The following is a 14,553-nucleotide window of genomic DNA, read 5'->3' as shown; positions in this document are numbered from 1 at the left end:
AATTACAACTAAATTTAGATGATTGCCAAAATATCAGCTTCACGCATGATTAAATAGTCCTTTCCTTCTAATTTTAATTCAGTTCCTGAATATTTTCCGTAAAGAACTTTGTCTCCAATTGCAACAGTTATTGGTTCATCTTTTTTACCATTACCAACTGCTACAACGATTCCTTCTTGAGGTTTCTCTTTTGCTGAATCTGGGATAATAATTCCTGATGCTGTTTTAGTTTCTGCAGGAGCAGGCTCAATAACCACTCGATCTGCTAATGGTTTAATGTTTAATTGTGACATATTTGTATTTTTATTTTAATAATTGATGGTTTTAAATAAACGAAAAACGTGCCAACACACAATTTCTGCCATTATGGATAAGTTAATTTCACTCCTTAAAACAAAAATGCCAAGTTGTATGACAACTTGGCATTTAAAGTGATTTTTATGAATAATTATTTTTTGATAATCACTTTTTTCGTGAATTGTTCGTTACCTGCTTCAATCGAAACAATGTAAACACCATTTGATAAACTAGATAAATTAACTTGTTGAGATTTCGAAGAATTCAATTTGTTTGAGTAAACTGTTCTTCCTGCTAAATCTGTCACCGTAATTTTACCTGTTGTAAATGAGTTTGTAAAATCTAAATTGATTATTCCATTTGAAGGATTTGGAGAAATCGTACCTAAATCTTTTCCTTTTATATCATTTGTAGTTAAAGAACTTTCTATAGAAAAATCAGTAGAGTTAACAGCTAAGAAAACGTTATCAATAGCTTTAATCATAATTCTCGCTTTATTAGTAATTCCTAATCCTGCAGGAACTGTGAATGTATAAGAACCGTTGTTCGGAACTGATTCAGCTAAAACATAATCAAATGTTTTTCCTCCATCAACCGATAATAAAATTTTTACATTTTGTGTGTCAATACCGTTTGCATCAGTTCCTGCAACATTCCAAGTAATTGTAGCAGTGTTATCTTGTTTCCAATTTTCTGCAATTGATTGCGAAGTCACTTTGAATGGACCAAAATTTAGAAAGTTTAACTGAACATTTTGTCGAGCGGTTAATCCAACTTCAGAATTATTGTCACGAACTGTTACAGAGAAATTCATTGTACGAGGAACTGAAGGAATGACTTCCCAATTGTTTTTATCGTAATTTGAAACGTTTGACAGATATAGATTTGTTTGAAATACTAATTCATTTGAAATAATTTTTTCTAAACGAGGAAAATAGCGAATTCCAACTTTTTGTGGAGAGAATGATCTGAAATTTGGGCCTTGAGAATTAGAGGAAATAGGAGGAAGTGATTTAATAGAAGTTTCAGAAACTTCAGGATTCATCTGCTCCCAAGAATATGTTAATTGATCATTATTTGAGTCAGTGGCTAATGTTTCTAAAGCAAATGCAGTTGAAATTGGAATGTTATATTTTGTTTTCAAGTTAGAAGCTATAGTAGGTGCAGCATTAGTTGTTGTAACGAATTGTCCACAATTCACAGAATTTAGCGTTCTTGCCATTTCTTCTAAACTTTTTGTATGGAAATATGCATCACTTTGATTTTGTACGTTTGGTGAACAGATACCAGTGTAAGCCATAATTGTAGAACCACTTCCAGGTTCAACAGAACTGTTAAGTGTACGATTACAATTGTTGTTTTGTGTATGGTAGGCACCTAATTGATGACCAATTTCGTGGGCAGAATAATCAATATCAAAAGCATCTCCAATAGGAACTATTGTACCAGTCACTCCTCCTGCTTTTGCTCTATCATTACAAACTGCTGGCGTATTGGCTAATCCATTTGAATTATTATCATCATTCACTTGAAAAAATAAATGACCAATATCGTAATTAGCAACTCCAATAACATTATTTGTAACAGTAATATTTTCCTCAAGATTGTAATTTGCTGCAGAAATAGAATTAATATTAGGGTCTTGAAAAGAATCAGAATCAATAAAAAATAATTGATCAGTATTTGGAATTAATTCTAAAAAAACACCAACATCATTTTTTAAAACGCCATTAATTCGTGTGAGTGATAAATTGACTGCAGCTAATATTGACGCTTTCTTTTGAGCTTCTGTACCAGATGATAAATTAGCTTGTTTGATTACAAAATCTGAATACTCAGTCGTTGTTGTAATGGCTAATCTAAATTTTCTTAAACTTCCATTTTGAGTTGCTGTTCGAGAAGATTGTTTAATAGTTTCAAAATTCAAATTATCTATCCCAAGAGCACTTTCAGAAGGTTCTGTAGCACATTTGAAAGAATTTGTATTAACTAAATCTTTTTTATCATACACAATATATGACGCTTTATTTTTTGTGTAAGCGTCTATTAACATTGTTTTATTGCCGTTTGAGACTAAACCATACAAACCAAATTGAGGAGATAAACTAAAATTAATTTTCTCTGTCAAATCATTTGTATTGTATCCAGCAAAAGATTTTATATCTGGGTATTTAGTTTGTAATTCAGGAGATAAATTTGAAGTTTCTACAATACGATATGTATTAAACTTTCCGTTTTCAGTTGGAAATTTTAATAAAAAATTTTGTTGATTCGTATTGTTTAAATAGTTGACCAAATTATCATAAGCTAAGTCTAATTTAACTGATTTAGTTGGTATATGCGCTCTTGTATTTAATTGCTCTTTAGAAATAGTTCCTTTCGCATTGGTAGTTTTCCAAAAGTTTTGTTGAGCAAATAAGTTTGTGCTAAATGCAAGACAAAAAAGTAAATATTTAGATATAGATTTTTCCATTTTTATTTAGTTTTTACTAAAATTTTCTTCACTGATTTAGGTACAATCATCATCAATAAATTTGAAGAGTCTTGTATTTGATTAATTCCTTTTATAGGTGTTAAATGTAAATTATAAATCTTTTCATTACCAGTAATAGATTCAATATTATATGAATTAATATGTTTGTGAGGAATCAAAATTATTTGATTTTGTTCATAATCGATAACGAAACGAGGTAATGATTTCTTGTAATCTTTTGGTAACGTAGCATACATGTTATTTAATTCAGTTTCATTTTTGAAGAAATGTGTTCCTGATAATTCATATTGCGCAGAAAAAGTTGTGAGCAATTGATAATTTTCTTTTGGAATTTTCTGATACACTTTTTGACCAACACAGCTTATAAAAGTAAGTAGGATGATTATAAATGAAACGAATGTTTTCATAATTTAGGTTTTGATAAATTTAAAGATAATATTAATCAATCAACAAAAAAAGCCTCACAATTTGTGAGGCTTGTATATTTTCTTATCAAAATTACTTCGCTGGTTGAGCTGGTAATTGATTTTGACTTGCTCCGTTTGCAGCAGGTTGCGTTGGTAAATTATTAGCTGGTGCCGTAACATTTGGCTTAATTGGTTTTATCGCATTTGGATTTTCATGCGAAGCACTTGCTCCAATAATCAATACGATTACAGCGATAAATAATCCCCAAGTTGTGTTGTCTAAGAATTTATTCGTTCTTTGAACTCCAAACATTTGGCTTCCTCCGCCACCTCCGAAAGTAGAAGATAATCCTCCTCCTTTAGGGTTTTGAGATAATACGATTAGTACTAATAATACACATAAAATCATGATAATAATCATGAAAAACTGAAATAGTCCCATTTTATTATTTAGAGTTTTTTAAATTTTCAATTTCTTTAATTCGATTTGCAAATAAACTATTTTTTTCTGGATATTTCAAAATTAATATCTTATAAGCTTTAATTGCCTTATCATATTTTTTTTGCTCAATATAAATTTGAGCCAAAGTTTCGGTCATCAAATCCGAATATTCTTCCGTATTCTGAACGAAATTTGATGGTGTGTTAACTGGTGTAATATCCGTTTTTTTCATCGGAACGATTTTCGGATTTTTTTCCAAAAAGTCATCAATCAACTTATATTTTATTTCTCTTTCAGCAGTTTCTTGCTCTTCCTCAATCTCTTGTTGAGTTTTTGATTGAGAAGGAACTTTCTTCAACCAATCCGAAAAAGAGAACGTCGAATCATCCGAATTATTTTCAATGATCTCTACTTTTTCTTCAACCATTTCAGGTTCAGATTCTTCAATTACTTCAGCATTTTCAGACAATCCTTCTACAATTTCTTCTTCCTGATTATCTTCAATTATTTCAATTACCTGCTGAGGTTCAGATTCAATAATTTCAATTCCAGAAGTTTGTTGAACAGCATTTTCGATATCATTCTCAGAAGTTAAATTTTCTTCTTTCGAATTATTTTCTACCACAACTTTATTCGTGATTTCAGCAACTTCGTTCAATTCTTCATCCGAAATAATATCAACAACATGATCCGTTCTCAATTCAGATTCCTCTGTATCATTTTCGATCATTCCGTCTACAATATCTTCATTGATTTCTTCTGAATTAGTTTCAGAAATAACTTCAATTTCTTTGTTTAATTCTTCTTCTATTATCTCATCAATAACTTCAATTGTTTCGTTATTGTTTTCGATGATTTCTGAAGTAGAATTTTCTAAAATAGGTTCAGAAATAAATTTGTTTTCAGCTAATTCTTCCACTTTTTCTTCTACCATTTCAGGAGAAATAGTTTCAGTTTTTGTTTGAATTTCTTTCTGAATTGGTTCCGAATTGATGTAATGATACAAATCGACACGATTGCTGCTGTGAATTGACGTTTTGTTCAAATAATCCTCAAAAGAAGGATGATTTTCCTTTTTCAAACCATAAAGTAACAATGCACGCAATGTGTAGAAATACGGATATTTTTCTACTTCTTTTTTAAGAAGTGGAATGTCCGATTTCTCGACTTCGTACGGATGTGCTACTAAATATTCAATTCTGGTCATTGCTCAAATATAAGGTTATTTTTTTACCAATCCATCGCAATAGACGCAAAAACTTGGTCGCGAATATCATCAATAATTAATGGAACAATTGACGATTCTACAGCGCTTAACATAGCATTTCCGTCATATAATTGGAAAGCAGAAAATGTTCTGTCATAACTTTTTGATTCGTCTTTATTGTTGATATATCGAACTTTTACATAAATTGTCAAACGGTTTTTTGCTGCAATATCATTCGATTGAATTGCTTCTGGAACAACGTCGTATCCCGTAATTTCACCTTCGATAATTAAGTCAGAATTTTCGTTTGAGTTTAACTTCAACTTCGTTCTACTTCTAAAAATATCTTGAATGGCAATCGTTAAATCTTGACTTAAAGTAGGATTTTGTTGAGGTGCGTAATTCGGGAAAGTTGCCACATAAATTGTGTTCCAATCTGGTTGAATTGCAGCTCCCGAAAGTGAATATTTTATACATCCTGTTAAACTAAAAATAGCAAAAATACTAAGGATGAATAGTTTTATTTTGTTCATATTACAAATGATATTGTTTGATTTTTCGGTACAATGTTCGCTCAGAAATTCCCAATTCGTCAGCCGCCATTTTACGTTTTCCTTTGTGTTTTTCTAACGCCAATTTTATCATTTCCTTTTCGTTATCCTGTAATGAAAGCGATTCTGGTTCTTCGATTGGACTTACATCATATACATCGTTCGAATAATCGTATTGCGATTGTTGATAATTTGGTGTAATTGGAGCAGATTTCGTTGGAACCAAATTATATTGACTTGGCACAAAATCTTCTTCTGGTTCGTTTTGATCTTGATAAACGCGCTGAATCAATTCTTGCGTGTTGCCATTAAAATCTTCAACATCTTTGTGTTTGATCAAATCTAATGTTAAAGCACGTAAATCGTTCAAATCTTTTTTCATGTCCAATAAAACCTTGAACAATAATTCTCGTTCCATAAAATCAGAAGAACTTCCATCTTTTGATTTGTTTGTAACCGTTAACATTGTTGAATTATTGGGTAATAATTCCATGATTTTTTCTAACGAAATCACGCGGTCTTTTTCAACAACAGAAACTTGTTCAGCAAAATTTCTCAATTGACGCACATTTCCCGGCCAAGGATAATTCGCAATATAATTTTGGGCTTCTGGAGAAAGCTCGATATGAGGCATTCTGTATTTATTTGCAAAATCTGAAGCAAATTTTCGGAACAATAAATTAATATCTTCCTTACGCTCGCGCAAAGCAGGAATATCAATTTGAACTGTATTTAATCGATAATATAAATCTTCACGAAATTTACCTTTTTCAACAGCTTCTTTCAATTTTACATTCGTTGCAGCAACAACACGAACATTTGTTTTTTGAAGTTCCGAAGAACCAACTTTCATAAATTCACCCGACTCTAAAATACGCAATAAACGCACTTGTGTAGCTAAAGGCAATTCACCAACTTCATCTAAGAAAATAGTTCCACCATCTGCTACTTCAAAATAACCTTTACGTGTTTGTGTAGCGCCTGTAAAAGCACCTTTTTCGTGTCCAAATAATTCAGAATCGATTGTTCCTTCTGGAATCGCACCACAGTTCACTGCAATATAATTGTTGTGTTTGCGTGCAGATTGATTGTGAATAATTTTCGGAATAAATTCTTTACCTACACCACTTTCTCCGATAACAAGAACAGAAATGTCTGTAGGTGCAACCTGAATCGCCTTTTCTAAAGCACGATTCAAGGCTATATTATTTCCAATGATTCCAAAACGTTGTTTGATAGTTTGTAAAGAATCCATTTTTTTATTTTTTAGGTTTTTGAAAAATGATCTATCAAATTTCAATTATTGTCTTATTAAAACCGTCATTTCGAGTAAAATTCTTTAGAATTTTGTATCGAGAAAAAGGTTTTAAACTATTAAAATTCTATTCTCGATACAATTTTTAATCATTTCATTTATAAAAATCACTCGAATTGACGAATTTTATTTTTAGTATACAATTGACGGATTGATTGTTTATCCTTCTATCATTTCACCAATCAAAGTAGCCGTTGTACAGCTATTTGCTTTTACGTTTACAAAATCTCCTATTTTAGTTCCTTCTACTTTAGGGAAAACTAAAACCGCGTTTTGTGTATTACGTCCGTACCAGAAATTTTCGTCACGTTTAGAGTTTCCTTCAATCAAAACTTCATGAGTTTTTCCAACATAACTATTCATACGCTCTGCAGAGTGTTTTTGTTGCATTTCGATGATTTCTTGTAAACGACGTTTTTTATCTTCTGGTAAAACATCATCAGGCATTTTTTTGTGCGCTGGCGTTCCTGGACGCTCAGAATAAGCGAACATATAACCGAAATCATATTTCACATATTCCATTAACGATAATGTATCTTGATGTTCTTCTTCTGTTTCGCCACAGAAACCTGCAATCATATCGTGAGATAAAGCACAATCTGGAACGATACGTCGAATTTTATCAATCAATTCGAAATATTCTTCACGAGTATGTTGACGATTCATACGTGCTAAGACAGTAGTAGAACCCGATTGAACAGGTAAGTGAATGTATTTACAAATATTTTTGTGTTTCGCCATCATTTGCAATACGCCTTCTTCCATATCTTGTGGATTAGAAGTTGAAAAACGTAAACGAATGTTAGGAAACTGCGTAGCAACCATGTCTAATAATTGAGCAAAATCTACAGCAGTCGCTTTCTGAATATCAGTTGCATTTTTGAAATCTTTTTTTGGTCCTCCACCATACCATAAATATGAATCGACATTTTGACCTAAAAGTGTAATTTCTTTGTAACCAGATTCTGCTAATTCTTTACATTCATTCAAGATTGAGTGAGGATCACGAGAACGCTCACGACCACGCGTAAAAGGAACAACACAGAATGTACACATGTTATCACAGCCACGAGTAATCGTAACAAAGGCTGTAACGCCATTTCCACCTAAACGAACAGGAGAAATTTCGGCATATGTTTCTTCTTTTGATAATTGTACGTTTACCGCATCACGACCATCTTCTACATCGTTGATTAAGTTTGGTAAATCGCGGTAAGCATCTGGTCCTACAACGATATCTACTAAATGTTCTTCTTCTAAGAATTTATGTTTCAAACGTTCCGCCATACAACCTAAAACTCCAATTTTAAGACTTGGATTTTGTTTTTTGATTGCGTTTAAAGTTCCTAAACGTTTACGAACTGTTTGTTCCGCTTTTTCACGAATAGAACAAGTGTTTAAAAGAATTAAATCTGCTTCGTCAACTTTTTGAGTGGTTTGATAACCTTCGTTATTTAGAATAGATGCAACAATTTCACTATCCGAGAAATTCATTTGACATCCGTAACTTTCTAAGAATAATTTCTTTGTTGCATTACGAGTAGGAGCAGTCATCAAAGCCTGTCCTTGTCTTGCTTCATCTATATGTTTTTCTTCTGTATGCATTCTAAAATGGATATTTTATCGTGCAAAAATAATAAATCTATGTGACATATTGGCAGTAAAATTTTCTTTTGCATTTTATTAACATTTTGTAGATTTGAGGAAATCTAAAAAAATATAAAACTATGGATGATAGAATTAGACAAAGAATAGAAGAAATTAAACAACGAGGAGTAAATATAAACGTTGGCGATATTTTTTCAAAATCATGGGAAATTTTTTCAGGAATCGCTTTATATGCAATTCTTGCAATTGTAATAACATTCGCAATTAGTTTCATGATTAATTTCTTCTTAGGATTAATCATTTCAGCACCAACTATGGTTATTAATGATCCATCTGATTTAAATGAAGTGTTTGCAGAAGCATCATCTCCTTTAGCGTGGGTGAGTAATATTGTTAGTATTGTAGTTGCAGCAGCTTTAGCACCGATTACAGTAAGTATTTTGACAATGGCTAAAAAATTTAATAAACATCAAAATCCTGATTTTTCAGATTTGTTTGTTCATTATAAAGATGGAAAATTTGGTGTGATTTTTACAACATATTTAGCTGTTCAATTTTTAGGATTCATAGGTATTTTATTATGTATTGTACCTGGATTTATTTTCTATGTTACATCAATACTAGCAATTCCTTTTGTATTGTTTACAAGTTTTACTACAACGGAAGCTATAAAATCAAGTGTAAGTATTTTATTTAAAAACTTCGGATCAGCATTTGTTTTTTGTTTGGCTTGTTTTGGAGTTGCAATTTTAGGCGTACTTGCTTGTGGAGTTGGATTATTAGTAGCAATGCCTCTAATTTATATTGCTACATATGTTTTATATGAAACAGTTATAGGAACAGAAGACAATGAACAATCAGAAATAGACCAAATAGGAACAGATATTTACAAGGATAATCCTTACATGAAATAGACAAAATTATGAAGCAGTTGAAAATCATTTTTGGCTGCTTCATTTTTTTGTTATTAATTTTGCAGAAATTTTTTAAGAAAACAATATGTCTAAAAATCTCGTTATTGTTGAGTCCCCAGCAAAAGCTAAAACCATTCAAGGTTTTTTAGGTGATGATTTTATCGTGGAATCAAGTTTTGGTCACGTGGTCGATTTACCAAAGAAAGGAATGGGAATCGAAATCGAGAATCATTATAAGCCAATATACGAAGTAACACCTGATAAAAAGGAGGTTGTAAGTAAACTGAAAAAATTGTCTTCGAAAGCCCAAACAATTTGGTTAGCATCCGATGAGGACCGCGAAGGAGAAGCAATTTCTTGGCATTTGTATCACGTTCTTGGATTAGAAAAGAAAGATACAAAACGTATTGTTTTTAATGAAATTACAAAAAAAGCGATTCAACGTGCGGTAGAAAATCCACGTCAAATTGATGAGAATTTGGTTGATGCACAACAAGCTCGTCGTGTTTTGGACAGATTAGTTGGTTTCGAAATGTCGCCAATTTTATGGAAAAAAATCAAACCAGGCTTATCTGCAGGTCGTGTTCAATCAGTTTCTGTTCGATTAATTGTTGAACGTGAAAAAGAAATTCAAAATTTTGTTCCAGTTTCGTCATATAAATTCATTGCAATTTTCGAAACAAATGAGGGAAGAACATTAAAAGCAGTTTTAACAAAAGAATTTTCTACGTTAAAAGAAGCCGAAGATTTCTTAGAAACATGTGTTGGAGCAGATTTTAAAGTAAATGATTTACAAAAGAAACCAGCAAAGCGTACACCTTCAGCACCATTTACAACATCAACTTTGCAACAAGAAGCATCTCGTAAATTAGGTTTTTCAGTTTCAAGAACGATGCGTGTCGCACAACAATTATACGAATCTGGACATATCACATATATGAGAACAGATAGTGTGAATTTGTCTGATGATGCATTAACAGCAGTAAAAGCTGAGATAGAATCTGCTTACGGAAACAAATATGTTGAGATAAGAAAATATAAAAACAAAAATTCATCTGCACAAGAAGCGCACGAAGCGATTCGTCCAACGCATTTCGAAAATCATTCAATAAATGCAGACGATTCTATGCGAAAATTGTACGAATTAATTTGGAAACGTACAGTTGCTTCTCAAATGGCAAATGCAGAATTGGAACGAACTATTATTGATATTGATAACAACAAAAACAACTTTATTTTCCAAGCGAAAGGAGAAGTAATTGTGTTTGATGGTTTCTTAAAAGTATATCAAGAATCGTTTGACGACGAAGATGCTGATGATGATAAAGTATTATTACCAAGTGTAAAAGTAAATGAGCAATTGAAAGCAGATGAAATAAACGGTACTGAACGTTTTTCTCGTCCTTCGGCTCGTTATACAGAAGCATCTTTGGTAAAAAAATTAGAAGAATTAGGAATTGGTCGTCCATCAACTTATGCGCCAACGATTTCTACAATCCAGAATAGAGGCTATGTGGAAGTTGGGGAATTGGATGGTCAAGAACGAAAATATAATACCTTAACGCTAATCGATAATCAAATCAAAAAAGTTCAACAAAAAGAAATTTTTGGAGCTGATCGTCGCAAATTAATGCCAACTGATATCGGAATTGTGGTAAATGATTTCTTGGTTGATTATTTTACGAATGTGATGGATTACGATTTTACAGCGCGTGTCGAAAATAGTTTTGATGATATTGCGGAAGGTAAATTGAATTGGACAAAAATGATTGATGAATTTTATACGAAATTTCATCATGTTGTAGAAGATGTTCAAGAAAATGCTGATCGTGCAACTGGAGAACGCGAATTAGGAATTGATCCTGTATCGGGTAAAAAAGTGCATGCACGTATTGGACGTTTTGGGCCAATGATTCAGATTGGTGAAGCAGAAGATGAAGAAAAACCTCGCTTTGCAAGTCTTCAAAAACATCAATCTATTCATAATATTACCTTAGAAGAGGCAATGAAATTGTTCGAATTACCGAAAACTTTAGGCGAGTATAAAGCGCACGAAGTTGAGGTTAATATTGGACGTTTTGGACCTTATGTGAAATTTGATGATAAATATATTTCGATTCCGAAAGAGGAAGATCCAATGGATTTATCATTTGATCGTGCAGTAGAATTAATCGAAGAAAAATTAAAAGCTGATGCACCGATTGCACAATACGAAGGGTATGATGTAATAAAAGGAAAAGGACGTTTTGGACCATTTATCAAATGGAATGAATGGTTTATTAATGTTCCGAAAAAATACGATTTCGATCATTTATCTCAAGCTGATATTATCGAATTGATTGAAGATAAAAAACGTAAAGAATCTGAACGTGTTGTTCGCGAATGGTCAGAACAGGAAATTCGTTTGGAGAAAGCACGTTGGGGACGTTATAATTTGATTCAAGGAAAAATAAAAGTTGAGCTATCGAAAGAGACGAATCCAGAAGCGTTGACTTTGGCTGAGGTTGAAAAATTAATAGAAGCAGCAAAACCTAAAAAGAAAGCGCCTGCAAAAAAGACAACTGCGAAGAAAACGACAACTAAAAAAACAACGACTAAAAAGTAATAATGTACAACGACTTTTTAAAACCCGTTTCTGAAGAATTACAAGATTTTGCTAAATCTTGTAATTCTTTTGCGTTAGGACAAGCTATAAAATTTCGCGAAGATGTGATCGAAAGCGATGAAAAATCGAACGATAAAATTGCGATTATTGGTGTGACAGAATCTCGTTCGAAACAAAAAGATTTGATCGAAGATGTAGATTTTAGCCTTGTTCGTACACAATTGTACGAATTGCAAATGGGAAATTGGTCGATCGATTTGTACGATTTTGGTGATGTTGTTTTTTATGATGATAAATCCGAAACCGAAAAAGTTTTTAGAGAAGTTACAAACGGATTAATTCGTGATGGATACGTTGTTGTTATTTTGGGTGGAAATCCAAGTTTAGGTTATCAACAATATCGTGCGTATGATGAAATTGTTGATAAAGTTTACTACTTAACAATCGATCATAAATTACGATTAGGAAAAGATGAAGCGCAAACAACGGAAAATAATTATTTAACAAAAATTATTTCTAATGAGCCTTTCAATTTATTGGATTACACAAATATTGGTTTTCAAACGTATTTTGTTGCTCAAGAAAAATTAGATTTGTTAGATCAGTTAAATTTTGATGCTATTCGTTTGGGTGTGATTTCTGAAAATGTAAAAGAAATAGAACCTTATTCGAGAGATGTAAATGCGGCTTTGCTTAATTTATCGAGTTTACAAGGTTCGGATTTCTCTTCTTCAAAAAATATGACGCCAAATGGATTTACTTCGCGCGAAATTTGTGCGTTGACAAGATATTTAGGTTTCAGCAATAAATTGACTTCACTTTACGTTTGTGATTATATCGAGAATTATAAAAAATTAGATCATCTATTAATTTCGCAGATGATTTGGTATTTTATTGATGGAAAAAATCACCGTCCAGAGATAAAAAGTTTTGACGATACACAATATTTTGAAAAAATTTTTGTTCCTACAGAAGGATACAATTATATTTTTTACCGAAATGTATTAACCAATCAATTGTGGATAGAAGTTGATAACACTGTTGATGGAGAGCGAAAATTTGAAATTATTCCGTGTTCAGAAAAAGATTATGAGCAAGCCTTGAATGGAGAAATACCGAATAGGTGGTGGAAATATTTCAAAAAATTTTATTAAAAAATAAAGAACAATTTTAAAAATCAATTAATAAATTGCCTTAATTTGTAGCCTTATTAATTGAGAACTAAAAGTATAAAACCTGTATAAAAATAAATCTATAACAGAATGAATAGAATTTTGGTAAGTGCATTGTTGCTATCTCTTTCTTTATCATCATGTAAAATGTTGAAGAACAGAGGGAGTAGTGATAGAAATGATGGACAAATAGTTTCGAAAACATCTTCGGCTTGGACGCCAGTTCGTCCAAAAGGAATGGTTCCGATTCCGAGTGGATCGTTTGTTTTAGGACAAACCGATTACGATTTTACAAAAACAAATGATGCTCCAGTAAAAACGGTTACTGTTACAGGTTTCTTTATGGATGATACAGAGATTACAAACTCTGAGTATCAGTATTTTGTAAATTATGTAAAAGATTCTATCGCTCGTACTGCTTTGGCAAACAAGGCAGAAACTTTAGGTTTTGACCCTATGAATCCAAATAATGGAGCAGGAGGTATTGGTGATTATGCATATATTTCTGGTTCACAAGATGGACAAGGGACGCCATATGATGAATATATTAAAAACAGTAATACAGGTCGTGATGGTCAATCTTTAGATGGTAAGAAATTAAATTGGAAACAGCGTTTGGAGTGGGATAAATACAAATATCCAGATGTAGATTATGCTGAGGTTATGGAAGGATTATATTATCCTCCAGAAGAGCGTATGAATGGAGAAAGACGTATTGATACGCGTAAATTAAACTATTCTTATGTGACAGTTGATCAAACTGCTGCAGCAAAAAAACGTGGTACTTTCCGTGTAGATTTTCGTAAAGAATTTAGTTTAAACATTTATCCTGATACAACAGTTTGGGTAAGAGATTTCAACTATTCGTACAATGATCCAATGCACCAAGACTATTTTTGGCATAAAGCTTATGCAAATTATCCTGTTGTAGGTGTTAACTGGAATCAAGCAACAGCTTTTTGTGATTTCCGCACAAGATATCATAACACAGCATTGAATAATAAAAAGAAAAGAGGAAGTCAAGTAAAAGTTATTAGTTACCGTTTACCAACAGAAATTGAGTGGGAATACGCAGCGAAAGGTGGTTTAGAAAATGCACCTTATCCTTGGGGAGGTCCTTATTTAACAGATGATAGAGGTTGTTATCTAGCGAACTTCAAACCAAAACGTGGAGATTATTTAGAAATCAACGATGGCAAGAAAACTGGTTACATGTATACGGCTCCTATAAAAACATTCCGTGCGAATGGATATGGTCTTTATGACATGGCTGGTAACGTAGCTGAATGGACAAGTTCTCCGTATAACAGATCATCTTATACAATGTCTTCATCACTTAATCCGTCAATTACAATGTCTGGAGAAGTAAATAGAAGTGTAAGAGGAGGATCTTGGAAAGATGTTGGATATTTATTAATGACTTCAGCAAGAGATTGGGAACACAAAGATTCTGCAAGAAGTTTCATCGGATTCCGTACAGTTCAATCTTTCCCAGAAGGATCAAAAGTAAATTTTAGAAAAACCAAATAACCTAATTAATA

12 protein-coding genes are annotated in these 14,553 nt (G+C 32.2%); 4 read left to right on the top strand and 8 right to left on the bottom strand.

Translation table 11 applies throughout. The annotated features are described in order from the left end of the window. Nucleotides 1–14: 14 nt before the first annotated feature. The 8 genes from ACTS9J_RS14145 to miaB all read right to left on the bottom strand — a co-directional run bounded on the left by ACTS9J_RS14145 (nucleotide 15) and on the right by miaB (nucleotide 8,318). Complete coding sequence (locus tag ACTS9J_RS14145) at nucleotides 15–293, bottom strand: co-chaperone GroES (RefSeq protein ID WP_125349629.1); 279 nt, start codon at nucleotides 291–293, stop codon at nucleotides 15–17. A gap of 155 nt (nucleotides 294–448) precedes the next feature. Further along, complete coding sequence (locus ACTS9J_RS14140) at nucleotides 449–2,770, bottom strand: zinc-dependent metalloprotease (RefSeq protein WP_416409983.1); 2,322 nt, start codon at nucleotides 2,768–2,770, stop codon at nucleotides 449–451. 2 nt (nucleotides 2,771–2,772) lie between these two features. Further along, complete coding sequence (locus ACTS9J_RS14135) at nucleotides 2,773–3,198, bottom strand: hypothetical protein (RefSeq protein ID WP_286494783.1); 426 nt, start codon at nucleotides 3,196–3,198, stop codon at nucleotides 2,773–2,775. 91 nt (nucleotides 3,199–3,289) lie between these two features. Continuing rightward, on the bottom strand, nucleotides 3,290–3,640 hold the full coding sequence (gene secG / locus ACTS9J_RS14130) for a preprotein translocase subunit SecG (protein WP_038332909.1): 351 nt from the start codon (nucleotides 3,638–3,640) through the stop codon (nucleotides 3,290–3,292). 4 nt (nucleotides 3,641–3,644) lie between these two features. After that, on the bottom strand, nucleotides 3,645–4,847 hold the full coding sequence (locus ACTS9J_RS14125; RefSeq protein WP_291064631.1) for a tetratricopeptide repeat protein: 1,203 nt from the start codon (nucleotides 4,845–4,847) through the stop codon (nucleotides 3,645–3,647). Between the two features lie 23 nt (nucleotides 4,848–4,870). Then, complete coding sequence (locus tag ACTS9J_RS14120; protein ID WP_115001709.1) at nucleotides 4,871–5,380, bottom strand: LptE family protein; 510 nt, start codon at nucleotides 5,378–5,380, stop codon at nucleotides 4,871–4,873. 1 nt (nucleotide 5,381) lies between these two features. Beyond that, complete coding sequence (locus tag ACTS9J_RS14115; protein WP_125349624.1) at nucleotides 5,382–6,653, bottom strand: sigma-54 interaction domain-containing protein; 1,272 nt, start codon at nucleotides 6,651–6,653, stop codon at nucleotides 5,382–5,384. Nucleotides 6,654–6,872: 219 nt separating this feature from the next. Further along, nucleotides 6,873–8,318 (bottom strand): tRNA (N6-isopentenyl adenosine(37)-C2)-methylthiotransferase MiaB, encoded by a 1,446-nt coding sequence (gene miaB / locus ACTS9J_RS14110; protein WP_448353380.1) that lies wholly within the window; start codon nucleotides 8,316–8,318, stop codon nucleotides 6,873–6,875. Between the two features lie 122 nt (nucleotides 8,319–8,440). Between miaB and ACTS9J_RS14105 the strand changes: the two genes are divergently transcribed. The 4 genes from ACTS9J_RS14105 (at nucleotide 8,441) to porK (ending at nucleotide 14,542) form a co-directional block, all read left to right on the top strand. After that, nucleotides 8,441–9,235 carry a hypothetical protein gene (locus ACTS9J_RS14105; protein ID WP_125349622.1) on the top strand — a complete coding sequence of 265 codons (795 nt, stop codon included), beginning with the start codon at nucleotides 8,441–8,443 and terminating at the stop codon, nucleotides 9,233–9,235. Nucleotides 9,236–9,320: 85 nt separating this feature from the next. Next, a complete protein-coding gene (gene topA / locus ACTS9J_RS14100; RefSeq protein ID WP_448353379.1) occupies nucleotides 9,321–11,840 on the top strand; it encodes a type I DNA topoisomerase in 2,520 nt (839 codons plus the stop codon). Nucleotides 11,841–11,842: 2 nt separating this feature from the next. Continuing rightward, the gene (locus ACTS9J_RS14095; protein WP_448353378.1) at nucleotides 11,843–12,994 is read left to right on the top strand and encodes a hypothetical protein; all 1,152 of its coding nucleotides are present in this window, start codon (nucleotides 11,843–11,845) and stop codon (nucleotides 12,992–12,994) included. Nucleotides 12,995–13,102: 108 nt separating this feature from the next. After that, entirely contained in the window at nucleotides 13,103–14,542 is a 1,440-nt protein-coding gene (porK, locus tag ACTS9J_RS14090; protein ID WP_185144160.1) for a T9SS ring complex lipoprotein PorK/GldK, read from the top strand. Nucleotides 14,543–14,553 lie beyond the last annotated feature (11 nt).

The sequence above is a fragment of the Empedobacter sp. ULE_I140 genome, from assembly GCF_053482575.1.
This window is presented reverse-complemented; position numbering and strand designations above follow the sequence as displayed.

Coding starts and splice junctions, on each gene's coding strand:
- ACTS9J_RS14105 (WP_125349622.1), top strand. CDS start 8,441: ATGGATGATAGAATTAGACAAAGAATAGAAGAAATTAAACAACGAGGA.
- ACTS9J_RS14125 (WP_291064631.1), bottom strand. CDS start 4,847: ATGACCAGAATTGAATATTTAGTAGCACATCCGTACGAAGTCGAGAAA.
- secG (WP_038332909.1), bottom strand. CDS start 3,640: ATGGGACTATTTCAGTTTTTCATGATTATTATCATGATTTTATGTGTA.
- porK (WP_185144160.1), top strand. CDS start 13,103: ATGAATAGAATTTTGGTAAGTGCATTGTTGCTATCTCTTTCTTTATCA.
- ACTS9J_RS14140 (WP_416409983.1), bottom strand. CDS start 2,770: ATGGAAAAATCTATATCTAAATATTTACTTTTTTGTCTTGCATTTAGC.
- ACTS9J_RS14095 (WP_448353378.1), top strand. CDS start 11,843: ATGTACAACGACTTTTTAAAACCCGTTTCTGAAGAATTACAAGATTTT.
- ACTS9J_RS14135 (WP_286494783.1), bottom strand. CDS start 3,198: ATGAAAACATTCGTTTCATTTATAATCATCCTACTTACTTTTATAAGC.
- miaB (WP_448353380.1), bottom strand. CDS start 8,318: ATGCATACAGAAGAAAAACATATAGATGAAGCAAGACAAGGACAGGCT.
- ACTS9J_RS14120 (WP_115001709.1), bottom strand. CDS start 5,380: ATGAACAAAATAAAACTATTCATCCTTAGTATTTTTGCTATTTTTAGT.
- topA (WP_448353379.1), top strand. CDS start 9,321: ATGTCTAAAAATCTCGTTATTGTTGAGTCCCCAGCAAAAGCTAAAACC.
- ACTS9J_RS14145 (WP_125349629.1), bottom strand. CDS start 293: ATGTCACAATTAAACATTAAACCATTAGCAGATCGAGTGGTTATTGAG.
- ACTS9J_RS14115 (WP_125349624.1), bottom strand. CDS start 6,653: ATGGATTCTTTACAAACTATCAAACAACGTTTTGGAATCATTGGAAAT.